This is a genomic window from Pseudomonas sp. R3-56, from assembly GCF_051132075.1.
Taxonomy (GTDB): domain Bacteria; phylum Pseudomonadota; class Gammaproteobacteria; order Pseudomonadales; family Pseudomonadaceae; genus Aquipseudomonas.
The window spans coordinates 1461480-1485085 of sequence record NZ_CP071657.1 but is presented as its reverse complement, the minus strand read 5'-3'; the positions used below and the strand labels follow the sequence as shown (position 1 = coordinate 1485085).

The 23606-nt window shown below is 62.6% G+C and carries 24 protein-coding genes; 18 read left to right on the top strand and 6 right to left on the bottom strand.

Annotated elements, in window-relative coordinates; genetic code table 11:
- The first annotated feature begins 434 nt into the window (after positions 1-434).
- The gene (locus tag J3P96_RS07015; protein ID WP_003178782.1) at positions 435-572 is read left to right on the top strand and encodes a hypothetical protein; all 138 of its coding nucleotides are present in this window, start codon (positions 435-437) and stop codon (positions 570-572) included.
- A gap of 85 nt (positions 573-657) precedes the next feature.
- The gene (locus tag J3P96_RS07010) at positions 658-1623 is read left to right on the top strand and encodes a leucyl aminopeptidase (RefSeq protein WP_434656254.1); all 966 of its coding nucleotides are present in this window, start codon (positions 658-660) and stop codon (positions 1621-1623) included.
- A gap of 224 nt (positions 1624-1847) precedes the next feature.
- Here J3P96_RS07010 and rluB read toward each other — a convergent pair whose 3' ends face one another.
- The 6 genes from rluB to J3P96_RS06980 form a co-directional block, all read right to left on the bottom strand.
- Positions 1848-3083 carry a 23S rRNA pseudouridine(2605) synthase RluB gene (rluB, locus tag J3P96_RS07005; protein WP_434656251.1) on the bottom strand — a complete coding sequence of 412 codons (1236 nt, stop codon included), beginning with the start codon at positions 3081-3083 and terminating at the stop codon, positions 1848-1850.
- Positions 3084-3227: 144 nt separating this feature from the next.
- Positions 3228-3419, bottom strand: a complete 192-nt coding sequence (locus J3P96_RS07000) for a DUF1289 domain-containing protein (RefSeq protein WP_434656248.1) — start codon at positions 3417-3419, stop codon at positions 3228-3230.
- Positions 3420-3540: 121 nt separating this feature from the next.
- Positions 3541-4500, bottom strand: a complete 960-nt coding sequence (scpB, locus tag J3P96_RS06995; RefSeq protein ID WP_434656245.1) for an SMC-Scp complex subunit ScpB — start codon at positions 4498-4500, stop codon at positions 3541-3543.
- Between the two features lie 11 nt (positions 4501-4511).
- The gene (locus J3P96_RS06990; protein ID WP_434658112.1) at positions 4512-5210 is read right to left on the bottom strand and encodes a segregation and condensation protein A; all 699 of its coding nucleotides are present in this window, start codon (positions 5208-5210) and stop codon (positions 4512-4514) included.
- 132 nt (positions 5211-5342) lie between these two features.
- Positions 5343-5972 carry an L-threonylcarbamoyladenylate synthase gene (locus J3P96_RS06985; RefSeq protein WP_305499273.1) on the bottom strand — a complete coding sequence of 210 codons (630 nt, stop codon included), beginning with the start codon at positions 5970-5972 and terminating at the stop codon, positions 5343-5345.
- Between the two features lie 13 nt (positions 5973-5985).
- Positions 5986-6849 carry a PHP domain-containing protein gene (locus J3P96_RS06980; RefSeq protein WP_434628899.1) on the bottom strand — a complete coding sequence of 288 codons (864 nt, stop codon included), beginning with the start codon at positions 6847-6849 and terminating at the stop codon, positions 5986-5988.
- A gap of 87 nt (positions 6850-6936) precedes the next feature.
- Between J3P96_RS06980 and J3P96_RS06975 the strand changes: the two genes are divergently transcribed.
- From J3P96_RS06975 to arcC, 16 genes are all read left to right on the top strand, one after another.
- Positions 6937-7533 (top strand): septation protein A, encoded by a 597-nt coding sequence (locus J3P96_RS06975; RefSeq protein ID WP_434628897.1) that lies wholly within the window; start codon positions 6937-6939, stop codon positions 7531-7533.
- 1 nt (position 7534) lies between these two features.
- Complete coding sequence (locus J3P96_RS06970) at positions 7535-7834, top strand: YciI family protein (RefSeq protein ID WP_434656241.1); 300 nt, start codon at positions 7535-7537, stop codon at positions 7832-7834.
- A 115-nt stretch (positions 7835-7949) separates the two neighbouring features.
- A complete protein-coding gene (locus J3P96_RS06965; RefSeq protein WP_434572302.1) occupies positions 7950-8360 on the top strand; it encodes a translation initiation factor 2 in 411 nt (136 codons plus the stop codon).
- A gap of 7 nt (positions 8361-8367) precedes the next feature.
- Entirely contained in the window at positions 8368-9045 is a 678-nt protein-coding gene (locus tag J3P96_RS06960) for a response regulator transcription factor (RefSeq protein ID WP_025215146.1), read from the top strand.
- Positions 9046-9354: 309 nt separating this feature from the next.
- Entirely contained in the window at positions 9355-9792 is a 438-nt protein-coding gene (locus tag J3P96_RS06955; RefSeq protein ID WP_434656238.1) for a Spy/CpxP family protein refolding chaperone, read from the top strand.
- Positions 9793-9858: 66 nt separating this feature from the next.
- Positions 9859-11199 carry an ATP-binding protein gene (locus tag J3P96_RS06950; protein WP_434656236.1) on the top strand — a complete coding sequence of 447 codons (1341 nt, stop codon included), beginning with the start codon at positions 9859-9861 and terminating at the stop codon, positions 11197-11199.
- A gap of 74 nt (positions 11200-11273) precedes the next feature.
- The gene (locus J3P96_RS06945; RefSeq protein WP_434656233.1) at positions 11274-11792 is read left to right on the top strand and encodes an RNA polymerase sigma factor; all 519 of its coding nucleotides are present in this window, start codon (positions 11274-11276) and stop codon (positions 11790-11792) included.
- A gap of 113 nt (positions 11793-11905) precedes the next feature.
- On the top strand, positions 11906-12868 hold the full coding sequence (locus J3P96_RS06940; RefSeq protein WP_434656230.1) for a FecR family protein: 963 nt from the start codon (positions 11906-11908) through the stop codon (positions 12866-12868).
- A gap of 118 nt (positions 12869-12986) precedes the next feature.
- Positions 12987-15581: a TonB-dependent receptor gene (locus J3P96_RS06935; RefSeq protein ID WP_434656227.1), complete on the top strand. Its 2595-nt coding sequence runs from the start codon at positions 12987-12989 to the stop codon at positions 15579-15581.
- 160 nt (positions 15582-15741) lie between these two features.
- Positions 15742-16332, top strand: a complete 591-nt coding sequence (locus tag J3P96_RS06930) for a biliverdin-producing heme oxygenase (protein WP_434656224.1) — start codon at positions 15742-15744, stop codon at positions 16330-16332.
- A gap of 134 nt (positions 16333-16466) precedes the next feature.
- On the top strand, positions 16467-16898 hold the full coding sequence (locus J3P96_RS06925) for a YbaN family protein (RefSeq protein WP_434656222.1): 432 nt from the start codon (positions 16467-16469) through the stop codon (positions 16896-16898).
- A 33-nt stretch (positions 16899-16931) separates the two neighbouring features.
- Positions 16932-18278, top strand: coding sequence for a CoA transferase (locus J3P96_RS06920; protein WP_434656219.1), 1347 nt, complete (start codon positions 16932-16934; stop codon positions 18276-18278).
- A 395-nt stretch (positions 18279-18673) separates the two neighbouring features.
- A complete protein-coding gene (arcD, locus tag J3P96_RS06915; RefSeq protein ID WP_434656216.1) occupies positions 18674-20101 on the top strand; it encodes an arginine-ornithine antiporter in 1428 nt (475 codons plus the stop codon).
- 31 nt (positions 20102-20132) lie between these two features.
- Positions 20133-21395 carry an arginine deiminase gene (gene arcA / locus J3P96_RS06910; protein WP_434656214.1) on the top strand — a complete coding sequence of 421 codons (1263 nt, stop codon included), beginning with the start codon at positions 20133-20135 and terminating at the stop codon, positions 21393-21395.
- Between the two features lie 66 nt (positions 21396-21461).
- Positions 21462-22472, top strand: coding sequence for an ornithine carbamoyltransferase (locus tag J3P96_RS06905; protein ID WP_434572282.1), 1011 nt, complete (start codon positions 21462-21464; stop codon positions 22470-22472).
- 166 nt (positions 22473-22638) lie between these two features.
- Entirely contained in the window at positions 22639-23568 is a 930-nt protein-coding gene (gene arcC / locus J3P96_RS06900) for a carbamate kinase (protein WP_434656211.1), read from the top strand.
- Positions 23569-23606: the final 38 nt, after the last annotated feature.

The window sequence follows — 23606 nt, the reverse complement described above, 5'->3', positions numbered from 1 at the left end:
GAAACAAGCGCTGCGAAGTATCAAAAAACGCGTCAAGCCGAGCCACTCGGCAGCTTTTTCTTACAACCCTCCCAAATGCCGATACCGGTTCGCTCGACCGGTCAAAGCCGTCAGCATTCCTTTACAAGCCGTAACGTAAAATTTCCATGCAGGAATTTTCCGTAGGCTGACTGCAAATTGACGGTAGCTAGCTACCTATCAAAAAAAGCACCTCAGCCAGCTGTTTTTCAACGGGTAAATTCGCTCAAAAAAATAGAACAAAAAGTTCAAATGAAAAAAATAAAATATTTTTTTGCATTCCAAAAAACCCTCGACTAGGTTTTCAGCCACTTGCCCAGGCATCGTGCCGGCGAGTTTTTGCGGTGCCGATTCAGTTGGGTTCTGCCCGCCGGATCGGCCCGCGTTTTCCGCAAAAGTCATCTAGGAGATTCACTATGCAAGCACTGGACAAAGACTTGGAAACCGAACTGCAACTGGATGAATGGTTCGAAGCACCGACCCATGAAGCCGCCGTTGAAATGATGCAAGCCGACGCCGTTGTGCCGTTCGGCACGGCGATGTGGCCTCTGTAAGCGCTACCCGGCGGAGCTGATCCGGCCGGTCGGCTCTGCCATTTACCGCGAGGGACGCCACATCAATCGCCAAGGAAGAATAAGCATGGACACCCAACGAGCCATCTCCCATTTCCTTTACTACCTCGAACATCATCCCGCCCTGGCCGGCATCCAGCCCGCCAAGGTATTGCTCGGCCACACGGCCGACTACGAAGCCCTGACCGGCGCGATTGCCGAACAGGCCGGCAGCGGCTCACCGTTCAGGTTCAGCGCCATGCGCTTGGATCTTGAACCCTCGGAGCGCCTGTCCCAGGCAATTGCCGACAGCGACCTGTACATTTTTTTCTATGACTCTTCGACCCTGCCCAATCCCCGCCCCGACGGTCCGGACTTTGTCCGTGCGCTGCAAGGCGTGATGGCGGAAAACTGGAAGAAATCGCTGCTGTTCAAGGATTACGGCGAATATTTCTACGACACCTTCAGCGTCATTCCGCAACGCATCGCCGGGCTCAACAGCCACCTCATCCGCCGCGTGTCCCAGGCTACGACGTTGAGCTTCGAGGATGAGCACGGCTCGTATTTCGACACGGCGCTGGACAGCGTCAAGAAGTGGACCGATATCAATGGCGTCGGCAACTACGATCTGGCCCCAGGCGAAATCGCCACTCACAGCGACACCATCAATGGCCGGGTGAAATTTGTCGGCACGTTTCTCAGTACGATTCCCTTCGCGCGCAAGTACGGCGTGTTGCAATCGCCGCTGGAGCTGTGGATCGAAGACTCCACGATCCAGAAAATCGCCACCGACGTACCGGGCCTGGAGCACGACTTCAACAAGTACCTGGACGCCAACCCGTCCAACCGCCGCATCGAGGAACTGGGCATCGGCACCAACGAAGGGGTCAAGGGCCTGTACGCTCGCAATGCCGGTTTCGAAGAGCGCCATTGCGGCTTGCACCTGGGGCTCGGTGGCGGGGCCAAGGGCAGCCATCACCTGGATCTGATTTTCCAAGGGGGTGTGCTGGCGCTGGACAAGGAGCCGGTGTTTGAGGGGCGGTTTGTGCTTTAGGCTGGATCTTCTGTGAAGCTGATGGCGCCATCGCGAGCAAGCTCGCTCCCACAGTTTGGACTGCGGTGAATAACCGGTTGTATTCGACGCGATTCCTGTGGGAGCGAGCTTGCTCGCGATGGCGGACTCGACTGCACCGCATCACTAAAGCCAGACCAAAAAAAACGCCAACCCAACGGTTGGCGTTTTTTCTTGCAGCTAGAAGCTTGTAGCTCGCAGCTGTATTACTCCGGCTTACGACGCCCAAACCCCGGACGCTGCCCCGAACCTGCCGGCGCGCCACGGCGCTTGCCCGACGGTGCATCACGGTCAGCCAGGATGATACCCGGGCGTTTTTTTGGCGCCGGCTTGGCCGGACGCTTGGTGTCGGCCGGACGATCAGCGACCGGCGTGCCACGACCCGCCGGAGCACCGCGACCTTCGCCGCGCTCGGTACGACCGTTGGCCGGACGTGGTGTACGCGGGCCGCGCTCGCCGTCCTGACGTGGCGCAGGCTTGCGGGCCGGACGCTCGCCTTCGATCTGCGGTTCACGGGAAGGACGCGGGCCAGTCGTTGCGCCATCGGCCGCCGGACGCAGCGTACGCACGCGCTCGGTCTTGCCCATCGGACGCGAGGACTTGCGCTGCATCCGCTCCAGCTTGTCCTTGCTCTTGGCGGTCATCTGCGGCATGGAGACAGGCTTGAGGCCCACTTCGGCTGCGAGGATGTCGACTTCCTGCTGGGTCATTTCACGCCAGCGGCCCATCGGCAGGTCGGAGTTGAGGAACACCGGGCCGAAACGCACGCGCTTCAGGCGGCTGACCACCAGGCCCTGGGATTCCCACAAGCGTCGCACTTCACGGTTACGGCCTTCCATCACCACGCAGTGGTACCAGTGGTTGAAACCTTCGCCACCCGGTGCTTGCTTGATGTCGGTGAAACGAGCCGGGCCGTCTTCCAGCACGACGCCGGCCTTGAGGCGCTCGATCATCTCGTCATCGACTTCGCCACGCACGCGCACGGCGTATTCGCGGTCCATCTCGTAGGACGGGTGCATCAGGCGGTTGGCCAACTCACCGTCAGTGGTGAACATCAGCAAACCGGTGGTGTTGATGTCCAGGCGACCGATGTTGATCCAGCGGCCTTCTTTCGGACGCGGCATCTTGTCGAACACCGTCGGACGGCCTTCCGGGTCGTCACGGGTGCAGATTTCGCCGTCAGGCTTGTTGTACATGATCACGCGGCGCACCGTTTCGGCGGCCTCTTCGCGCTTGATCACCTTGCCATCGATGGTAATGGCGTCGTGCATGTCGACACGCAGGCCCAAGGTGGCGTCTTTGCCGTTGACCTTGATGCGGCCCTGGGTGATCCAGGCTTCCACGTCACGGCGCGAACCGACGCCGATACGAGCGAGTACTTTTTGCAGTTTCTCGCCTGCTGGGCCGATTTCCTGGCTGTCGTTCTGGTCTAGGTCTTTCATTTCTGGGCACCTCCCGGTGTGGTCGAGTCAGGCTTGGCCTGACGCTTTGAAAACGGGTCTTTCGGCGAAGGGATCGCCAAAGGGTCGCGAATCATACGCTCGTTGAAGGATTCGCGCATCAGAGACTAGCTGATGGAAACGCGCTCAGCGCTTTTTCCGCCGACCGGTGGCACCCAGCTTGATCAGGCGTAGCGCCGCTTCGGCCAGCACGGCGCGCTTGTCGTCCTTGTCGAGTTCTTTCCAGGCCTTGATCTCGCGCTTGCTGCGCCCGCAACCGATGCAAATATCTTCGTCGAACTTGCAGAGGCTGATGCAGGGGTCTTTGGTGGAACTCATGATTCACCCGGGATTTGTGTGGGAGCGAGCCTGCTCGCGAAGGCGGCGTATCAGTCAAAATCATGTTGACTGAGCGGACGCTTTCGCGAGCAGGCTCGCTCCCACAAGGGACGGCGGTGTGTCAGTCGTCGAGCTGGCGCCGTTCGTTTTCGATCGCTTCGGCCAAGGCGCGGGCTTCGGCTTCTTCGTCGCTCAGCTCGGGTTCTGGCGGCTCAAGGGCGGCGACGGCGGCCAGCAGTTTCTCCCGGGCTTGGGCAACGCCGAGGATGTCTTCTTCAGGTTCCGGTTCCCATTCCGCTTCGGGCTCGGGCTCCACCGCGCTATCGGGCTCCGCCAGCTCATCCGACTCACCCTCAGGGCCAGGAGCGTCACGCAGCAGGTCATCGAAGTCGGTCTTCAAGCCCTCCTCCATGGTGTCCAGCTCCAGCAGCAACGAGTGGAAACTGGTCTCTTCCTTCGGCTCTTCGGGCTCGGCGCTGGCGTCGGCCAATTCCTGCAAGGCCTGGGGCACCGGGGCGTCGTCGAATTCGAGCATCGGCTCGGGCTCCAGTTCCCGCAGTTCGGCCAGCGGCGGCAGGTCGTCGAGGTTCTTCAGGTTGAAGTGATCGAGAAACGCCTTGGTGGTGGCGAACATCGCTGGCTTGCCCGGCACATCGCGATAGCCGACGACGCGGATCCACTCACGTTCCAGCAAGGTCTTGACGATGTGGCTGTTGACCGCCACGCCACGCACGTCCTCGATCTCGCCCCGGGTGATCGGTTGGCGATAGGCGATCAGCGCCATGGTTTCGAGCATCGCACGGGAATAACGCTGCGGCCGCTCCTCCCACAGGCGCCCGACCCAGGGGGCGAATTTTTCGCGGATCTGCAAGCGGTAACCGGACGCTACCTCCTTGAGTTCGAAAGCCCGGCCTTCGCAGGATTTACCCAGCAGCGTCAGGGCTTTCTTGAACACGGCAGGCTCAGGCCGCTCGCCTTCTTCGAAGAGTTCGAACAGGCGCTCCATCGACTGTGGCTTTCCAGAGGCCAGCAGGAAAGCTTCAAGCAAGGGCGCCAGTTCACGGGGTTCGGTCAGATTCATCGGTTTGCTCGTTATTCGGCTCGGGCCCGCACATGGATCGCTGCGAACGGCTCATTCTGCACCAGCTCGACCAAGGATTCCTTGACCAATTCCAGGACCGCCATAAACGTCACCACCACGCCCAGCCGCCCTTCCTCGGCGGTGAACAGCTCGACAAAGGGCACAAAACTGCCGCCCTTGAGCCGTTCCAGCACATCGCTCATGCGCTCGCGAGTGGACAATGCCTCACGGCTGACCTGGTGACTTTCAAACATGTCGCCCCGGCGCAGGACCTCGGCCATGGACATCAGCAGCTCTTCCAGGCTCACGTCCGGCAGTAACTTGCGCGCCCGCGCCTCGGGGGCGTCGAGCTTGGGCACCAGCACATCGCGCCCGACCCGACTCAAGCCGTCGATGCCTTCGGCCGCAGCCTTGAAGCGCTCGTACTCTTGCAGGCGCCGGATCAGCTCGGCCCGAGGATCGTCCTCTTCCGCCTCGACCTCGGCCGAGCGCGGCAGCAGCATGCGCGATTTGATCTCGGCCAGCATGGCCGCCATTACCAGGTATTCCGCCGCCAGCTCCAGGCGCACCGACTGCATCAGCTCGACGTAGCCCATGTACTGGCGGGTGATTTCCGCCACCGGGATGTCGAGGATGTTGATGTTCTGTTTGCGGATCAGGTACAGCAACAGGTCGAGCGGCCCTTCGAAGGCTTCGAGGAAAACTTCCAGCGCATCCGGCGGGATGTACAGGTCCAGGGGCATTTCCATGACCGCCTGGCCATAGACCATGGCGAAAGGCAGCTCCTGTTGCGCACCGGCCTGGCTGTCGACGTTTTCGACCGCGGTTTCCACAACCGACATTCAGGCCTCGACCATGAACGGCGTCGGATCGCCGCAGCCGACGCGTACCACTTGCGGTTCGCCGTCGGCCAGGTTGATCACCGTGGACGCCTTCATGCCGCCGTAACCGCCGTCGATGATCAGGTCGACCTGATGCTCCAGCAGTTGGCGCATTTCATAGGGGTCGGTCAGCGGATCGGTCTCGCCGGGCATGATCAGCGTCACGCTCATCAACGGCTCACCGAGTTCCGCCAGCAGCGCCAGGGCAATGGGATGGCTCGGCACCCGCAGCCCGATGGTGCGCTTCTTCGGGTGCAGCAACAGCCGCGGGACTTCCCGGGTGGCATTCAGGATAAAGGTATAAGGGCCCGGCAGATGGGCCTTGAGCAGGCGGAAAGTGCCGGTGTCGATCTTGGCGAACAAGCCCAACTGCGAGAGGTCGCTGCAAATGAGCGCGAAGTTGTGCTTGTCGTCCAGCTGACGCAGGCGTCTTACCCGCTCGACCGCATTTTTATCGCCGATCTGGCAGCCAATGGCATACGACGAGTCGGTGGGATAGACCACAACACCACCGCCACGGATGATTTCCACAGCCTGTTTGATCAGGCGCGCTTGCGGGTTTTCCGGATGAATCTGGAAAAATTGACTCACGTGTTCTACCTGTTCAGACGGCGGCGATAACGGGATCATGTTTGAATCTACACCATAGTGGTGGCAGATCTTCCGGCAACGGGCGGTATTCGCCAATCTCGGACCAGCCTCCCGGGCCGTGGAAATCACTCCCGGCGGTCACCAGCAGGCCAAACTCCCGGGCGAGGATCGCCAGGCTGCCGACCTGCTCGGCCGGCTGATGGCCATTGACCACTTCGATGGCATGGCCCCCCGCTTGAATATAGTCGGCTATCAGGCGGCGGCGCTTGCTGCGGGTGAATTCATAATGCCAGGGATGCGCCAGGCTGACCCACGCCCCGGCGGCCCGCAGAGTCTCGACCGTTTCTTGCAGGGTGGGCCAGTGCTGCTTGACGTCCCCCAGCTTGCCGGCCCCCAGCCATTTTCGGAAGGCTTCGGCGCGGTCCTTGACGAAGCCCTCGCGCACCATCCAGTCGGCAAAATGTGGCCGGGCCGGGGCGTTGCCGCTGTCGCCCAGTTCCTGCTGGACCTGTCGGGCGCCTTCCAGCGCGCCGGGCATGCCCTTGAGGGCCAGTTTGCGGCTGATCTCCTCGGAGCGCAGCCAGCGACCGTCACGCAACTCGGCAATGGCCTGGACCAGTGACGGTGCATTCACATCGAAGCCATAGCCCAGCACGTGGATGGTCGCCCCGCCCCAGGTGCAGGACAGTTCGACGCCGTTGACCAGTTGCATGCCCAGCGCGGTGGCGGCGCTACGCGCTTCGTCGAGGCCTTCGAGGGTGTCGTGATCGGTCAGGGCCAGGACTCGCACGCCGTGCTCGAACGCCCGCGCCACCAGAACCGCAGGCGCCAGGGCGCCATCGGAGGCCGTGCTATGGCAGTGCAAATCAACATTCACGAGACTTTGTTACCTCAAATCAGCTGGCCCTATCGCGGCCAAGGATGTTTGTTATTATGCCGCCACATCCTGCTTCTGGCTGCCACTGTGAAACAATTCATCGATTTCATCCCGCTCCTGCTGTTTTTCATCGTCTACAAACTTGATCCACGGACCGTCGACGTCGCCGGCCACTCCTTGACTGTAGGCGGTATCTACAGCGCCACGGCGGTGCTGATCATCAGCTCCCTGGTGGTCTACGGCGCGCTGTTCGTGTCCCAGCGCAAGCTGGAGAAGAGCCAGTGGCTGACGCTGATCGCCTGCCTTGTATTCGGCAGCCTGACCCTGGCCTTCCACAGCGAGACCTTCCTCAAATGGAAAGCCCCGGTGGTCAACTGGCTGTTCGCCCTGGCCTTCATCGGCAGCCACTTCGTCGGTGATCGCCTGCTGATCAAGCGCATCATGGGCCACGCGCTGAGCCTGCCGGACGCGATCTGGACCCGATTGAACATCGCCTGGATCGCCTTCTTCCTGTTCTGCGGCGCCGCCAACCTGTTCGTTGCGTTCACGTTCCAGCAATACTGGGTCGACTTCAAGGTCTTCGGCAGCCTGGGCATGACCTTGCTGTTCCTGATCGGCCAGGGCATCTACCTGTCCCGTCACCTGCACGATGCCGAACCCACCACGCCAAAAACCGAGGACTGACATGCTCTACGCAATCATTGCCACCGACGTCGCCGACTCCCTGGAAAAACGCCTGGCCGCGCGCCCGGAGCATCTTGAGCGCCTGCAAAAGCTCAAGGCTGAAGGTCGCATCGTGCTGGCCGGGCCGCACCCTGCGGTGGACAGCAACGACCCAGGCGCCGCCGGTTTCACTGGCAGCCTGATCGTGGCCGAGTTTGAATCCCTGGCTGCCGCACAGGCGTGGGCCAAGGCCGACCCGTTCGTGGCGGCCGGCGTCTACGCCGAGGTCGTGGTCAAGCCGTTCAAGCAAGTCCTGCCATAACCCCCCGGGCGCGATGAGTCTTCCTGGCTCATTGCGCTCAATTGCTCATTGTTCTCGTCAGCCTGCCGACAACCTGTCTAATCTGCTCAATCTCGATTGGAATTCAGGAGTTGCAATGCGCAAAGGTCGGTTGTGCCTGTTGTTGGTCTCGTTGGCAATTGGAGCCCCCGCCCACGGCGAGGAAAGCACCGAGGCTGCTCATTCGGCGCCCTTGTCCCTGAGCGCGGGCGGCCAGATCGCCGAATTGCAGCAGCGCCTGAAAGACAGCGAGCGCATGCGTGAAGCACTCACCCAGCAACTGCAGAACACCAACGGCGAACGCGAGAGCGCGCTGGTGGGACGGCTGCGCCAGGAGAACCAGCGCCTGAAGTTGCAACTCAAGGAAGCCCAGTCCAGCCCGCTGCCGCGCCTGCTGACCGAACAGCAACAGTGGTTCGTCGTCGGCGCCGGGGTAGCGCTATTGGCCCTGCTCTGCGGTATCTTTGCCAGCGGTGGACGTAGACAACGTCGGCAATGGCTAAATTGAGTGAGTCATGAGCGAGCTGTTACTGATTGATGATGACCAGGAGCTGTGTGAGCTCCTCGGCAGTTGGCTGGGCCAGGAAGGTTTCCAGGTCCGCGCTTGCCACGATGGCCAGAGCGCCCGCAAGGCCCTGGCCGAAACCGCCCCGGCGGCGGTGGTGCTGGATGTGATGCTGCCCGACGGCAGCGGCCTGGAACTGCTCAAGCAGTTGCGCAACGATCACCCGGAATTGCCGGTGCTGATGCTCTCGGCCCGCGGCGAACCGCTGGATCGCATCCTTGGCCTGGAGCTGGGGGCTGACGATTACCTGGCCAAGCCTTGCGACCCGCGAGAGCTGACCGCCCGCCTGCGCGCCGTGCTGCGCCGCAGCCATCCCGCCGCGGTTTCCAGCCAGATCGAACTGGGTGACCTGACCTTCAGCCCGGTGCGTGGCGTGGTCAGCATCGATGAACAGGAACAGACCCTCACCGTCTCCGAAAGCCGCCTGCTCGAAGCACTGCTCAAGCAGCCGGGTGAGCCGCTGGACAAGCAGGAACTGGCGCAGATTGCCTTGGGCCGCAAGCTGACCTTGTACGATCGCAGCCTAGACATGCACGTCAGCAACCTGCGCAAGAAGATCGGTCCCCACCCCGACGGCCGCCCGCGCATCGTCGCCCTGCGTAGCCGGGGCTACTACTACAGCCTCTGAAGAGTGCGGCTTCTCTCAGCCTATAGAGGCTTTTGTGGCGAGGGAGCTTGCTCCCGCTGGGTTACGAAGTAGCCCCAAGATTCTGCGGTTGCTGCGCAACCGAGCGGGAGCAAGCTCCCTCGCCACAAAGGCGCCCTCGCCACAGCAAGTACCCCCATCACAGGGCTTCGTGTTCGGGCCTGCAGATTTGTCAGGTCCTCGCCAAACCGTCTTTACCCAAGCTTTACCCACCCCTGACCGCCGCTGACCTTGATCTTTGTAATCTGCACACATCCGGAACTGACCGGGAACGAGACAAGGAGAGACACCATGCGCAAGACCCTTACCGCTCTGATGTTCGCCGCCGCCCTGCCGACCGTGGCCATGGCCATGCCCGAAGGCCCGGGGCCGATGGGCCCGATGGACGGTCCGCGTCACGGTGGCCAGATGCACGATAAAGGCCCCTACAGCCAACTGGACCTGACCCGCGAACAACGCGAGCAAATTCGCCGGATCATGGGCGAACAGCGCCATGAGCGACGCGAACTGGTCGACAAGTACCTGGCCAAGCTGTCGCCAGCCGACCAGAAAGCCATGCAGGACGAAATGGAAGCCCGGCACCAGAAAGTCGATGCCCAGATCCGTGGCTTGCTGAAGCCCGAGCAGCAGAAAGAATTTGACGCCATCCAGAAAAAACGCGCCGAACGTCGGGCCGAGTGGGCCGAATTCAAAGCCTGGAAAGCGCAACAACCGCAAAAAGCGCAATAATGCGCTGAAGCCCCCCAGCCCAACGGCATGCCGCCGTTGGGCTTTCCTGGTTTTCGAGGATAATCCGTGCGTTCACTGTTCTGGCGCATCCTGGCCAGTTTCTGGCTGGCCATCGCCCTGGTCGCGGGGCTTTCGATCCTCATGGGCCACATGCTGAACCAGGACGCCTGGATCCTCAGCCGCCATCCTGGGCTCAACACCCTGGCCGAAGAATGGACACAAACCTACGAAAGCCAGGGCGAAGAGGCCGCGCAAGACATCCTGCAACAGCGCAAGCGCAAGTATCACATCGACGTCCAGGTGCTCAACGAGAGCGGCGACCCGGTCGTGCGCGGCACCTTTCCCCATCGCGCCGCGGCTTTCGAGGCACGCCAGAACAACGACGACCGACGCCTCCCCTGGCGGCGCTTGACTGACGAGTTCACCAGCGCCAAGACCGGTGACACTTACCTCTTCATCTACCGCATCCCCCATCCCGAACTGGACGCCTGGCACCGCGACAGCCTGCTCTGGCCCCTCAGCGCCCTGGCCATTGCGCTGGTGGTACTGACCTTGTTCAGCCTGTTGGTGACCCTCTCCATCACCCGCCCGCTGAGCCGCCTGCGCGGCGCGGTGCATGACCTCGGCCAAGCCACGTACCAGCAGAACAGCCTCGCCAAACTGGCCAACCGCCGGGACGAATTCGGCGTACTGGCCACTGACTTCAATCGCATGGGTGCGCGCCTGCAAAGCCTGATCGCCAGCCAGCGCCAATTGCTGCGCGATGTTTCCCATGAACTGCGTTCGCCACTGGCCCGGCTGCGCATCGCGCTGGCGCTGGCGGAGCGGGCGAGCCCCGCCGAGCGTGAAAAACTCTGGCCGCGCCTGACACGCGAATGTGACCGCCTGGAAGCATTGATCAGCGAAATCCTGGTGTTGGCCCGGGTCGACGCCGACAATGCCAGCGCCGAGGAAGTCGACCTCAACGGTTTGCTGGAGAACCTGCAAAAAGACGCCCAGCTGGCTTCACCGGAGCAACACGTGCGCCTGGAAACCGAGCCGCAACTGACGCTCAAGGGCTGGCCCACCATGATCGAGCGGGCGCTGGACAATCTCCTGCGCAACGCCCAGCGCTTCAACCCTGCCGGGCAGCCCATCGAAATGCGTGCCGCGCGCCAAGGAGAAAGGATAGTGATCAGCGTGCGCGACCACGGCCCCGGCGTAGAGGCGGAACACCTGGGCCAGTTGAGCGAGCCGTTTTATCGCGCCCCCGGCCAGACCGCCCCCGGGCATGGTCTCGGCCTGGCCATCGCGCGCCGTGCGGCGGAACGGCATGGCGGAACCCTGGGGTTGGCGAACCACCCCGACGGCGGATTCATCGCCACCCTGGAATTACCGCTGGTGCCGGGCGCGGTGCTGCAACCTTGAGCACCAAATGAAGGCTTGACCTTTCGAGTAGATGATAAGCATTATCATCTACTCGAACCGGACCGAGCCCTACCGTGAGCCAATCACGCTTCCATCAGGTTTTCCTCGCCCAGCGCATGCCGCTGCTGCGCACCCTCGAACGCATGGTCAACAACCCCAGCACCGCCGAAGACCTGCTCCAGGAAACCTACCTGCGTGTCACCCGCGCCCTGAACGAGCGCACGGTCGAGCATCTCGAACCCTTCGTCTTCCAGACCGCCCGCAACCTGGCGCTCGACCATTTGCGCGCACGACGCATCCAGTCACGCACGCTGCTGGACGACGTGCCGATGGAAGTCGTGAACAACGTCATCGCCCCGCAAAGCAGCGCCGAGGATGCCGCCCATGCCGGCCGGTTACTCGAACAACTCAACCTCAGCCTGCAGTCGCTGAGCCCGCGCCAACAGCAGATTTTCATCCTCAACCGCCTGCATGGCCACAGTTACCAGGACATCGCCGAACGCTTGGGCGTGTCGCTGAGCACCGTGCAGAAAGAACTGAAACTGATCATGGCGATTTGCGTGGGCGTAGCCGAACGCCTGGACGCCGATTGAGTCTGCAGGACACTGGCGGCCAACGACCACGCCGATTGCGTTGGCCGACGAGCCTGCTAGTCTTGGTCGCCTGATTACAAGCAGCCGTGCACAGACACTGCCGAGGAACCACCGTGACGGACAACCATCGCTCCCCTGAAGCCGCTGCGGCACAGGACACCGCCCACGCCATGGACCAGGCGCTGGATTGGCTGGTCCTGCTCGACAGCCCCAGCGATGAACAGACCCGACAGTTCCAGGCCTGGCTGGCGGCAGATCCGCGTCATGGCGAAGCGTTCTCCAGAGCCCAGGCGATCTGGAACGGCCCGCAGATCATCGAAAGCGCCCGGCAGCTCCAGGCCCGCCCCAAGGTCACCGCGCTGTCGCGTCTTCGAGCCCATTGGAAACCCCTGGCCACCGCCGCCGTGCTGTTGCTCGGATTGTTCAATTTCAGCGACCTGCCCCTGCAATTGCAGGCCGATCACCTGACCGTGGTCGGTGAGCGCCAGCGGCTGCAACTGGAAGATGGTTCCAAGGTCCTGCTGAATACCGACTCGGCGTTTTCCAGTTCCTTTGACGAACAGCGGCACGTGGCCCGCCTCTACAAGGGCGAGGCTTTTTTCGAGGTGCCGGCCAGTCGCAATGTGCCGTTGGAGATCGACGCAGGGCCGGTCACCGCCAGTGTCAGCGACACCACGTTTGCGGTGCGTTACCTGGACGGCGTCGCTCAGGTCCAGGTGCAGCGCGGCGATGTCGACCTGCGTGCGACCCGCTACGATGCCCATGTCCGCTTGTCGGCAGGAGAAAGCATCCGCATTGGTCCCAACGGCTTCGACCGCCCGGCACGCCTCGATGTCGGCACGGACCTGGCGTGGGTCCAGGGTCGGCTGGTGTTCGAGAATCGGCCGCTGGGCCAGGTACTGGCGGAGTTGCGACGCTACTACCCGGGCTGGATCATTAACAACAACCAGCAGTTGGCCGGCGTGGCCGTGACGGGTAACTATCGCCTCGACCAGCCGCTGGACGTGGTGCGTTCCCTGGCCCATATCACCTCTGCCCGCCTCCAGGAATTCCCGGCGCTGGTAATCCTGAACTGAATGAGAATTATTTTTACTCGATAGCTTTCGCTGGTTCGTCTCGTTATAGCCAATGCAATTGATTCGCATCTCGCGATGCGATCTGCACCTATAACAGATGCGACACGGAGCGCTATCGATGTCCTCTCGCCTTACTTGCCGGTTTCTTGCCCCCTCTTGCACGCTGTCACTGCTGACCGCCGCCATCCTGATGGCCGGTACCGCGCCGGCGGCCCTGGCTGCCACCGCCGAGCAACCGCCAGCGCGCAACATGGGCGACTACACCTTCAGCATCGCCCGGCAACCACTGGTTTCCGCCCTGAACGCATTTACCGCCGTCACCGGCTGGCAGGTGGGGCTGCCGGCAGAGCTGGCCGAAGGCGTCGCCTCGCCGGGGGTGAACGGCTCGCTGCCGCCGGAAAAAGCCTTGGAGCGCCTGTTGGTGGGGACCAACCTGAGCTATCGCAAACTGGGCAATAACAACATCGTCCTGGAAAAGCGCAGCGCCGGCAGCGCGCTGGAGTTGCAACAGGTGACCATCAGCGCCACCCGCCAGGAACAAGACATCGCCAGCGTACCGAGCACCGTTTCGATCCATGATCGCCAGGAGCTGGACCGCAACAACGTCAACACCATCAAGGACCTGGTGCGCTATGAGCCCGGCGTGTCGGTGGGCGGCGCGGGCCAGCGCGGCGGCATCAGCGGTTACAACATCCGCGGCGTCGACGGCAACCGGATCCTGACCCAGGTCGACGGCGTGGAAATCCCCGGCGGTTTCTTCAACGGCCCGTACGCCAAGACCCAACGCAACTACGTCGACCCGGAAATCATCAAGCGCGTGGAGATTCTGCGCGGCCCGGCCTCGGTGCTGTACGGCAGCAACGCGATCGGTGGTGTCGTCAGTTATTTCACACTCGATCCGGACGACATCATCAAGCCCGGCAAGGACGTCGGCGCGCGTCTCAAGACCGGCTACAGCTCCGTCGATGAGAGCTGGCTCAAATCCGCCACCGTCGCCGGCCGCAGCGGGCCGTTCGACGGGTTGTTGCATTACAGCCAGCGCGACGGCCACGAGACCGAGTCCTACGGCAGCAACAACGGCACCGGCCTGGACCGCACCGCCGCCAACCCGGAAGACGTGCGCGCCAACAACGTGCTGGCCAAACTCGGCTGGGACTACAGCGATGACGCACGCCTGAGCCTGGTGTACGAGAAGTACAAGGACGATCGCGACGTCGACCTGAAAAGCGCCTACGGCGGGCCCTATGCCAACGGCCAACCAGCCATTCCCGGCTCCATCCTGCCCGGCGGCATGTACCAGTGGCGCACCGGTAACGATACGATCACCCGCGAGCGTTTCGGCCTGGAGCACAGCTTCGCCCTCTACAGCCTGCTGGCCGACAACATCAAGTGGAGCCTCAACCACCAGATCGCCAAGACCGACCAGCGCACCGCCGAGTTCTATTTCCCGATCACCCGCCGGGTGTTGCGCACCCGTGAAACGCTCTATGAAGAAAAACAGTGGGTCTTCGACGCGCAGGCGGACAAGTCATTCAGCTTGGCCGATACCGATCACACACTGACCTACGGCACCACGCTCAAGCATCAGAAAGTCACCGGCTCACGCAGCGGTAACGGCGTGTGCCTGGCGGTCGGCGTGGGCTGCCCCGCCGTCGGCGCCATCAGCACCCGGGACGTATTGGCAAAAGCCAGCGACTTCCCCGACCCGACCATCAACACCTACAGCGTTTTCGCCCAGGACCAGATCAGCTGGGACAAATGGACCTTCACGCCGGCGCTGCGCTACGACTACACCCGGCTCAAGCCACGCCTGACCGAGGAGTTTCTGCGCACCGTGGACCCCACCAACGGCGGTATGGTGAGTGGCGAGGACAAGAACTGGCATCGCGTCTCGCCGAAGTTCAGCCTGACCTATGCCCTGACCGACCAGTACACCTGGTACGGCCAGTACGCCGAAGGGTTCCGCACCCCGACCGCCAAGGCCTTGTACGGACGTTTCGATAACGCCGGCGTGGGCTACAGCGTGGAACCCAATCCCGACCTGGAACCGGAAAAGAGCAAAAGCTACGAAACCGGCCTGCGCGGTCGTTTCGACTCCGGATCGTTCGACGTGGCGGTGTTCTACAACAAGTACCGCGACTTCATCAACGAAGACGCCATCACCCCCGGCGCCGACCAGTTGACCTTCCAGAGCAACAACATCAAGCACGCCACCATCAAGGGCATCGAAGCCAAGGGACGCCTGGACCTGGACGTGTTCGGTGCGCCAAAAGGCCTCTACACCCAAGGCTCGGTGGCCTACCTGTATGGCCGCAACAACGACACGGGCGAGCCGCTCAACAGCGTCAACCCGCTTACCGGCGTGTTCGGCCTGGGCTACGACCAAGAGCAGTTCGGCACCTTGCTCAGCTGGACCCTGGTCCAGAAGAAAAACCGCGTCGACGACAGCAACTTCAATTCGCCCGACGGCGTCAGCGGCCAGTTCAAGACGCCGGGCTTCGGCATTCTCGACCTGAGCGGCTACTACAAGGTGACTAACGACGTCACCGTCAGCGGCGGCCTCTACAACCTCACCGACAAGAAGTACTGGCTGTGGGATGACGTACGCGGCTACGACAGCGTCGGCGAAGCGGCGGTGCTGAGCCCGGCCAACCTCGATCGCCTGACGGCGCCGGGGCGCAACTTCGCGGTCAACCTGATCTGGGATATCTGATCCGGTTCCAGGCAAAAAGCCTTCTGTGGCGAGGGAGCTTGCTCCCGCTGGGGTGCGAAGCGCCCCCAAGATCTAACGGTCGCTGCGCACTGGAGCGCCAGCCCGGCCGAGCGGGAGCAAGCTCCCTCGCCACGGTGTATTTCACTCCAAGGAATTTTTCATGACCACCCCACGCCCCACTCTACGTTCCCAGCGCCTGAACCAGATCACCCACGAGCCCCACGGCAAGCTCGACGCCCTGGTCAAGGCCCACGCCCCATTCGAAACCCAGGCCAGCTACGCCCGCTTCGTCGTCGCCCAGTACCTGTTCCAGTCAGAACTGGTGGCGCTGTACAACGACGGGCAACTGGCTGCCCTGATACCCGACCTGCCGGCCCGCTGCCGCGCCGAAGCGGCCAAGGCGGACCTCGCGGACCTGGACACCGAAGTGCCCGCGCCGGTGGCCGGAGCGGTAAAAAACCCGAGCCAGGCCGAAGCGCTGGGCTGGCTGTTCGTTTCCGAGGGCTCGAAGCTCGGCGCCGCGTTCCTGATCAAGCGTGCCGTGGCCCTGGGAATGAACGAAACCTTCGGCGCCCGGCATCTGGCAGAGCCGGCGGGCGGACGTGCCGAAGGCTGGAAAACCTTCACCCGTACCCTCGACGGCCTGGCCTTCACCGAACAGCAGGAAGCCGAGGCGGACAAAGGCGCGCTGGAGGCCTTCAACCGATTTACCGTGCTGCTGGAACACGCCTATGCGGCCGAGTTGGCCTGACGGTCACCCACGCCCTTGTGGGAGCGAGCTTGCTCGCGATGGCGGTGCATCAGGCAGCATCTATGGCGACTGGCAGTCCGTCATCGCGAGCAAGCTCGCTCCCACAAGGTAAAGCGCATGTTGGATAAAAATACATGAGCCGCATACCCTCAAAACCCAGCCAACTGCTCTTCGCCCTGCTCGCCTACACCAGCCTGGCCATCGGCCTCATCGCCTTGGTCGTGCCCGGCCTGCCGACCACCGAGTTCATCCTGCTCGCCGCCTGGGCCGCGACCCGCAGTTCGCCGCGTCTGAGCGCCTGGCTGGAGCACCATCGGTTGTTCGGGCCGATGCTGCACAACTGGCGCAACGGCAAGGTCATCCCGCGCCGGGCCAAGGTCGGCGCCACGATCAGCATGCTCGGTTGTGCCGCAATGATGTGGCTGATGCTTGCCCACGGCTGGCCGATGTACCTGGCCATGGCCGGCATGGGCCTGGGCAACCTGTGGATCTGGTCACGCCCGGAAACTCGTGGCGAGGGAACTTGCTCCCGCTGGGGCGCGAAGCGGCCCCCTACGCAATTTTGAACTATGATCGCTCTCTCGCCTGGAGGGCTTTCGATGTCAGATCTGCTCACATCCATGCAAACCGCCCTCGGTTTGCCCACGACTCCGATCCCCTTCACTGGCGAAGGCGCTCTACCCTCTGCCTTCGGGGTTACCGAGTTGGCCTGCGCCAGCATTGCCACGGCCGGTCAAGCGGCCGCCGAACTCATCCATCAGCAAACCGGCCGCCTGCCGACGCTTGGAGTCGACCGGCGCCTGGCCTCGTTCTGGTTCGCCACGTCCCTGCGGCCCGTCGGCTGGAGCGTACCGCCCCTGTGGGACCCGGTGGCTGGCGACTACGCCACCGCCGACGGCTGGATCCGCCTGCATACCAACGCACCGCATCATCGTCTTGCTGCGGAAAAAGTCCTCGGTACATGCACCGACCGCGCCGACATGGCGAGCAAAGTTGTCCGTTGGAACAAGGCCGAACTGGAACAGGCCGTGGTCGACGCCGGTGGTTGCGCTGCACAGATGCGTTCCTGGCAGGCGTGGCAGGCCCATCCGCAAGGTTTGGCGGTGAACGCCGAACCGCTTGTTCACTTCGATGACATGAGTGCAGGTCCGCTTGAACCCTGGCTCGGCTCCGTCGCCCAGCCGCTGGCGGGCTTGAAGGTGCTTGACCTGACCCGCGTGCTGGCCGGCCCGATTGCCAGCCGCTTTCTGGCCGGGCTGGGCGCCGATGTGCTGCGTATCGACCCGCCGACCTGGAACGAACCCGGCGCGGTTCCGGAAGTTACCCTCGGCAAACGCTGCGCCCGCCTCGATCTGCATCAGCCCGCCGACCGCGCGACGTTCGAAGCATTGCTCAAGGATGCTGACATCCTCCTGCACGGCTATCGCGCCGACGCGCTCGAACGCCTGGGCTACGGCGCCGCACAACGCCGCCAACTGGCGCCAGGGCTGATCGACGTCAGCCTCAATGCCTACGGCTGGAGCGGCCCCTGGCAACACCGACGCGGCTTCGACAGCCTGGTGCAGATGAGCAGCGGCATCGCCGAGGCCGGCATGGCCTGGAAACAGGCAGACAAACCGACGCCGCTGCCCGTTCAAGCGCTGGACCACGGCACCGGCTACCTGATGGCGGCCAGCGCGATCGTACTGCTGGCTAGGCGCTTGGCCGATGGCCGTGGCGGTTCGGCACGCTTGTCACTGGCCCGCACGGCGAAACTGTTGATCGAGGGTGGCGCCGGCGATGGGGCTGCGTTGCGCCCCGAAGACGAGGCCGACCAGGGACTGCTGGTGGAACAAACGCCCTGGGGCCCGGCGCACCGCTTGCAGGTGCCGCTGAAAATCACCGGCACGCCGTTGCAGTGGGCCCTGCCGGCCACCGAACTGGGCGCACATCGCCCTCAGTGGTGATCGTTCGATCGCCTTCGCGAGCAGGCTCGCTCCCACATGGGATTTTCGACAAACGCAGATCCCACGGCCTACAAAAATTCGCTGTGGGAGCGAGCCTGCTCGCGAAGAGGCCGGCACATCCAACATCTCCATCGACTGACACTTAGCCATCGCGAGCAAGCTCGCTCCTACATTTTGGGGTCAGTCCACATTGTGGGAGCGAGCCTGCTCGCGAAGAGGCCGGCACATTCAACATCTCCATCGACTGACACTCAGCCTTCGCGAGCAAGCCCGCTCCCACAGGTTTTGCATCCAGCCCTTTCAGCTCATGCTTCGCGGTTGAACTGACCCAGATCAGCTGTCGCCCCCTTGAATCGACTTAGGCTGTTGACTCTCCTTCGTTTGAGAGTCCTGCAATGTCCGATACCCCGGGAAAACTTCGACTGGGCGCGCTGGTTGCGCTGGTAGTGGGTTCGATGATTGGCGGCGGGATCTTTTCCCTGCCGCAGAACATGGCCGCCAGCGCCGATGTCGGCGCCGTATTGATCGGCTGGGCCATCACCGCAGTCGGCATGTTGACCCTAGCATTCGTGTTCCAGACCCTGGCCAATCGCAAACCCGATCTGGACGGCGGGGTGTACGCCTACGCCAAGGCCGGGTTTGGCGACTACATGGGGTTTTCCTCGGCCTGGGGTTACTGGATCAGCGCCTGGCTCGGCAACGTCGGCTACTTCGTCCTGTTGTTCAGCACCCTGGGCTATTTCTTCCCGGTGTTTGGCGAAGGCAACACCGTGGCGGCAGTGATCGGCGCATCGCTGTTGCTGTGGGCCGTGCACTTCCTGGTACTGCGGGGCATCAAGGAAGCGGCGTTCATCAATCTGGTGACCACCGTCGCCAAGGTCGTGCCGCTGCTGCTGTTTGTGCTGATCGCGGTGTTCGCCTTCAAGCTGGATATCTTCACCGCTGACATCTGGGGCTTGAAAAACCCGGACCTGGGCAGCGTGATGGATCAGGTGCGACACATGATGCTGGTCACCGTGTGGGTGTTCATCGGCATCGAAGGCGCGAGCATTTTCTCGGCCCGCGCCGAAAAACGCAGCGACGTCGGCAAGGCCACGGTCATCGGTTTCATCACGGTGCTGTTGTTGCTGGTACTGGTGAACGTGCTCTCCCTGGGGATCATGACCCAACCTGAACTGGCGAAGCTGCAGAACCCGTCCATGGCCGCCGTGCTTGAGCACGTGGTCGGTCACTGGGGCGCGGTGCTGATCAGCGTCGGCCTGGTCATCTCGCTGCTCGGCGCCCTGCTGTCCTGGGTCTTGCTGTGCGCCGAGATCATGTTCGCCGCCGCCAAGGACCACACCATGCCGGCCTTCCTGCGCCGGGAAAATGCCAATCATGTCCCGGCCAACGCGCTGTGGCTGACCAACGCGATGGTCCAGCTGTTCCTGATCGTCACGCTGTTTTCCGCCAGCACCTACCTGTCGCTGATCTACCTCGCCACCTCGATGATCCTGGTGCCGTACCTGTGGTCGGCGGCCTACGCACTGCTGCTGGCGGTGCGCGGCGAAACCTATGAAAACGCCCTGGCCGAACGGCGCAAGGACCTGGCCATCGGTGCCATCGCGCTGATCTACGCGATGTGGCTGCTGTATGCCGGCGGGATCAAGTACCTGCTGCTCTCCGCCCTGCTCTACGCCCCCGGCGCGATCCTGTTCGCCAAGGCCAAGCGCGAACTGGGCAAACCGGTTTTCACCTCGGTCGAGAAGCTGATTTTCGCCGCCGTGATGGTCGGTGCCCTGGTGGCTGCCTACGGCCTTTATGACGGCTTCCTGAGCCTGTAACCGGCTGACTGTTTCATCTGGAGGATTTTTAATGACCACGGAAAAAGTGAAATACGGCGTCCATTCAGAAGCTGGCAAACTGCGCAAAGTCATGGTCTGCTCACCAGGCCTCGCCCACCAGCGGCTGACGCCGAACAACTGCGACGAACTGCTGTTCGATGACGTGCTGTGGGTCAACCAGGCCAAGCGCGATCACTTCGATTTCGTCACCAAGATGCGTGAACGCGGTATCGACGTGCTGGAGATGCACAACCTGCTGACCGACATCGTTGCCATCCCCGAAGCGCTTGACTGGATCCTGCATCGCAAGATCACCGCCGACTCCGTGGGCCTGGGCCTGGTGCATGAAGTGGGCGCCTGGTTGCGCAGCCTGGAGCCACGCAAGATCGCCGAATACCTGATCGGCGGCGTCTCGGCCGATGACCTGCCGGACAGCTTCGGCGGCAAGACCATCCAGATGTTCCGCGACTTTCTCGGGCACTCCAGCTTCATCCTGCCGCCGCTGCCCAACACCCAGTTCACCCGCGACACCACCTGCTGGATCTACGGCGGCGTGACGCTGAACCCGATGTATTGGCCGGCGCGCCGCCAGGAAACCTTGCTCACCACCGCCATCTACCGATTTCATCCCGAGTTTACCCAAGCCGATTTCCAGATCTGGTACGGCGACCCGGACCCGGACCTGGACCACGGCAACGCCACCCTCGAAGGCGGCGACGTAATGCCCATCGGCAATGGCGTGGTATTGATCGGCATGGGTGAACGCTCGTCGCGCCAGGCCATCGGCCAATTGGCACTGAACCTGTTCAAGCACAACGCCGTCGAGCGGGTGATTGTCGCGGGGCTGCCACGTTCCCGCGCAGCGATGCACCTGGACACCGTGTTCAGTTTCTGTGACCGCGACCTGGTGACGATTTTTCCCGAAGTCGTCAGCCAGATCGTCGCGTTTTCGCTGCGCCCGGACGAGAGCAAACCCGGCGGCATCGACGTGCGGCGCGAGGAAGGCAGCTTCCTCAGTACCGTCGCCAGCGCCCTCAAGCTGCCCGCGCTGCGGATCGTTGAAACCGGCGGCAACAGCTTCGCCGCCGAACGCGAGCAATGGGACGACGGCAACAACGTGGTCGCCCTCGAGCCAGGCGTGGTCATTGGCTACGACCGCAATACCTACACCAACACCCTGCTGCGCAAGGCCGGGGTGGAAGTCATCACCATCAGCGCCGGCGAACTCGGTCGTGGCCGTGGCGGCGGCCATTGCATGACCTGCCCGATCGTCCGCGACCCGATCGACTACTGACCTCTGAGCCTGGGTCGTTTTATCGAAAACGGCCCAGGGGATAACCGACACCCAAGGAGATCCATCATGGCTTTTAATATGCGCAACCGCAGCCTGCTGAGCTTGATGCACCACACCCACCGCGAGCTGCACTTTTTGCTCGACCTGTCCCGCGACCTAAAGCGCGCCAAGTACACCGGCACCGAGCAACCGCACCTCAAAGGCAAGAACATCGCGCTGATCTTCGAGAAAACCTCGACCCGCACGCGTTGCGCCTTCGAAGTCGCGGCCCATGACCAGGGCGCCCACGTCACCTACATCGACCCGGTTTCGTCACAGATCGGCCACAAGGAAAGCATGAAGGACACCGCCCGCGTGCTGGGGCGGATGTTCGACGCCATCGAATACCGTGGCTTCGAGCAGGAAATCGTCGAGGAGCTGGCCAAATTCGCCGGCGTGCCGGTGTTCAACGGCCTGACCGCAGAATTCCACCCCACGCAAATGATCGCCGACACCCTGACCATGCGCGAGCACAGCGACAAGCCGCTGCATGACATCAGCTACGCCTACCTGGGCGATGCGCGCTACAACATGGGCAACTCGCTGCTGATGATCGGCGCCAAGCTGGGCATGGACGTGCGCATCGGCGCGCCGAAAGCCCTGTGGCCGCATCAGGACTTCATCGACCAGTGCCAGGCCTTCGCCGCCCAAAGCGGTGCACGGATCACCATCACCGAAGACCCGGAAGAAGCGGTCAAGGGCGTGGACTTCATCCATACCGATATCTGGGTCTCCATGGGCGAGCCGGTGGAGGCCTGGGACGAGCGCATCCAGCAACTGCTGCCCTATCAGGTCAACGCGCAAATGATGAAAGCCTCGGGCAATCCGCGGGTGAAATTCATGCACTGCCTGCCGGCCTTTCATAACAGTGAAACCAAGGTCGGCAAGGACATCGCCGCGCGTTATCCGAACCTGGCCAACGGCGTGGAAGTGACCGAGGACGTCTTTGAATCCCCGGCGAACATCGCCTTCGAACAGGCGGAGAACCGCATGCACACCATCAAGGCGATCCTGGTGGCGGCGTTGGCGGATATCTGAATACCGGCCCGATCCCCTGTTGGAATGCTCTTCACTGTGGGAGCGAGCTTGCTCGCGATGGCGGAGTGTCAGCTTGCATTGATGTTGGATGTGCAGCCGTCATCGCGAGCAAGCTCGCTCCCACAAGGGAACTGTTTTGTTCGATCTGACTTGAAAGGACAGCACCATGCGCATCGTCGTTGCCCTGGGCGGTAATGCCCTCCTGCGTCGGGGTGAACCCATGACCGCCGACAATCAACGCAGCAACATCCGCACCGCGACCGAACAGATCGCCAGGATCCATCCCGGCAACGAGTTGGTCATCGCCCACGGCAACGGCCCGCAGGTCGGCCTGTTGTCGTTGCAGGCGGCGGCCTACACCTCGGTCACGCCGTATCCGCTGGACGTGCTGGGCGCCGAAACCGAAGGCATGATCGGCTACATCATCGAACAGGAACTGGGCAACCTGCTGGACTTCGAAGTGCCCTTCGCCACGCTTTTGACCCAAGTCGAAGTGGACGCCAACGACCCGGCTTTCCAGAACCCGACCAAGCCCATCGGACCGGTCTACAGCCGGGAAGAAGCGCAGCAACTGGCGGCCGAGAAAGGCTGGGCGATTGCCGCCGACGGCGACAAGTTCCGCCGGGTGGTCGCCAGCCCACGGCCCCGACGCATCTTTGAAATCCGCCCGATCAAGTGGCTGCTGGAAAAAGGCAGCATCGTGATCTGCGCCGGCGGTGGCGGCATCCCGACGATGTACGACGCCGACGGCAACCTGCAAGGCGTCGAAGCGGTGATCGACAAGGACCTGTGTTCGGCGCTCTTGGCCGAACAGCTGGAAAGCGATCTGCTGGTCATCGCCACGGACGTCAACGCCGCTTTCATCGACTTCGGCAAGCCGACCCAGAAAGCCATCGCCCAGGCCCACCCCGACGAGATGGAAAAACTGGGCTTTGCCGCCGGTTCCATGGGGCCCAAGGTGCAAGCCGCCTGCGAATTCGCCCGCCACACCGGCAACGTCGCGGTGATCGGGTCGCTGTCAGACATCGAGGCTATCGTCCAGGGCACCGCCGGCACGCGCATCAGCACGGCAACGCCGGGGATTGTTTATCGGTAACCACAAAACTTATACGGCAGGCGCGGTGTCTGCCGTTC

What these genes read in the sequence shown, in the direction of transcription:
- J3P96_RS07015 (WP_003178782.1), top strand. Translation starts at nt 435, where the DNA reads ATGCAAGCACTGGACAAAGACTTGGAAACCGAACTGCAACTGGATGAA.
- J3P96_RS07010 (WP_434656254.1), top strand. Translation starts at nt 658, where the DNA reads ATGGACACCCAACGAGCCATCTCCCATTTCCTTTACTACCTCGAACAT.
- rluB (WP_434656251.1), bottom strand. Translation starts at nt 3,083, where the DNA reads ATGAAAGACCTAGACCAGAACGACAGCCAGGAAATCGGCCCAGCAGGC.
- J3P96_RS07000 (WP_434656248.1), bottom strand. Translation starts at nt 3,419, where the DNA reads ATGAGTTCCACCAAAGACCCCTGCATCAGCCTCTGCAAGTTCGACGAA.
- scpB (WP_434656245.1), bottom strand. Translation starts at nt 4,500, where the DNA reads ATGAATCTGACCGAACCCCGTGAACTGGCGCCCTTGCTTGAAGCTTTC.
- J3P96_RS06970 (WP_434656241.1), top strand. Translation starts at nt 7,535, where the DNA reads ATGCTCTACGCAATCATTGCCACCGACGTCGCCGACTCCCTGGAAAAA.
- J3P96_RS06965 (WP_434572302.1), top strand. Translation starts at nt 7,950, where the DNA reads ATGCGCAAAGGTCGGTTGTGCCTGTTGTTGGTCTCGTTGGCAATTGGA.
- J3P96_RS06960 (WP_025215146.1), top strand. Translation starts at nt 8,368, where the DNA reads ATGAGCGAGCTGTTACTGATTGATGATGACCAGGAGCTGTGTGAGCTC.
- J3P96_RS06955 (WP_434656238.1), top strand. Translation starts at nt 9,355, where the DNA reads ATGCGCAAGACCCTTACCGCTCTGATGTTCGCCGCCGCCCTGCCGACC.
- J3P96_RS06935 (WP_434656227.1), top strand. Translation starts at nt 12,987, where the DNA reads ATGTCCTCTCGCCTTACTTGCCGGTTTCTTGCCCCCTCTTGCACGCTG.
- J3P96_RS06930 (WP_434656224.1), top strand. Translation starts at nt 15,742, where the DNA reads ATGACCACCCCACGCCCCACTCTACGTTCCCAGCGCCTGAACCAGATC.
- J3P96_RS06925 (WP_434656222.1), top strand. Translation starts at nt 16,467, where the DNA reads ATGAGCCGCATACCCTCAAAACCCAGCCAACTGCTCTTCGCCCTGCTC.
- J3P96_RS06920 (WP_434656219.1), top strand. Translation starts at nt 16,932, where the DNA reads ATGTCAGATCTGCTCACATCCATGCAAACCGCCCTCGGTTTGCCCACG.
- arcD (WP_434656216.1), top strand. Translation starts at nt 18,674, where the DNA reads ATGTCCGATACCCCGGGAAAACTTCGACTGGGCGCGCTGGTTGCGCTG.
- arcA (WP_434656214.1), top strand. Translation starts at nt 20,133, where the DNA reads ATGACCACGGAAAAAGTGAAATACGGCGTCCATTCAGAAGCTGGCAAA.
- J3P96_RS06905 (WP_434572282.1), top strand. Translation starts at nt 21,462, where the DNA reads ATGGCTTTTAATATGCGCAACCGCAGCCTGCTGAGCTTGATGCACCAC.
- arcC (WP_434656211.1), top strand. Translation starts at nt 22,639, where the DNA reads ATGCGCATCGTCGTTGCCCTGGGCGGTAATGCCCTCCTGCGTCGGGGT.